The organism is Pseudovibrio sp. WM33 (genome assembly GCF_001623165.1).
Lineage (GTDB): Bacteria > Pseudomonadota > Alphaproteobacteria > Rhizobiales > Stappiaceae > Pseudovibrio.
The window spans coordinates 65,508-66,567 of sequence record NZ_LMCK01000152.1 but is presented as its reverse complement, the minus strand read 5'-3'; the positions used below and the strand labels follow the sequence as shown (position 1 = coordinate 66,567).

Here is a 1,060-nt window from a genome sequence, read left to right as displayed (position 1 = left end):
GCGGTGTTGAAGCGGTGATGTTGTCCTGGCTCTCGCTTGGAATTAATCCGCTGCTGGTTAAAAACGAAGCTCGAATTCTGAAGGATCTCATTCCCGTTGAAAAACGCGGGCGTTGGTACGTGGAGTATAACCGTGAAGCCATGTTGCAAATGGACAGTAGGGCCAAAGGCGACCTTTTCCTCAAACTGCGTATGGCTGGCATCATAACTGGAGATGAGTGTCGTGACAGACTCAATCTGCCACGGCGCGGCGGCAACAGTGATGAGCTGGTGGTTCAAACCTCCATGGGACTGGTTGACTTGCTTGGAAAGGACGACAAATGAGCATCCGTAATTTGCCAAATGTCCCGGTGCTGGCCGGGCGCGGTCTTCAAAGTGCGATTGCTGAAAGCGTCCGGCAGCGCTGGAACCCTGACATCAGGGCAGCAGCTGGCGAGGAGGATGAAAACACCATTTCTATCCTTGATCCCATTGGTGAAAGCTGGATGTGTGACGGGGTGACTGCCAAGCGGATTTCTGCGGCGCTGCGCAATATTGGCGAGAAGGATGTGGTTGTCTCGATCAACTCACCGGGCGGTGATTTCTTCGAAGGACTGGCGATCTACAATCTTTTGCGCGAGCACAAGGCAAAGGTAACTGTGAAGGTGCTGGGGTTAGCAGCATCAGCGGCTTCTGTCATTGCGATGGCGGCAGATGAAATTCAGATCGGGCGAGCGGCGTTCTTGATGATCCATAACACGTGGGTTTGTGCGTGTAGTGATAAGCATGGGTTTCGTGAGGTTGCCGACTGGCTTGAGCCGTTTGATGACGCTGCGATCAGAATCTATCACGCACGCACCAATATCCCGGAAAAAGAGCTGAGCAATCAGCTTGACAAAGAGACCTGGATCAATGGTGAGAGTGCTGTTGAACAAGGGTTTGCAGATGCGCTTCTTCCCAGTGATGAGATTGAGCAGGCTCCGAGCCAAGCTTCCGATAAGCCCTCACCAAATGCAGCGCAAAAGGAGCTTGATATCCTCCTTGCGCGTCTCAATGTACCAAAATCAAAACGTCGCTCACTG

1 protein-coding gene and 1 pseudogene are annotated in these 1,060 nt (G+C 52.5%); both read left to right on the top strand.

What is annotated here, in order from left to right:
* Positions 1-323: pseudogene (locus tag PsWM33_RS28240) on the top strand (phage portal protein); the annotation flags it as partial.
* On the top strand, positions 320-1,060 hold a 741-nt coding region (locus tag PsWM33_RS25680; protein ID WP_153040017.1), incomplete at its 3' end, for a head maturation protease, ClpP-related. The pseudogene PsWM33_RS28240 and the gene PsWM33_RS25680, both read left to right, overlap by 4 nt.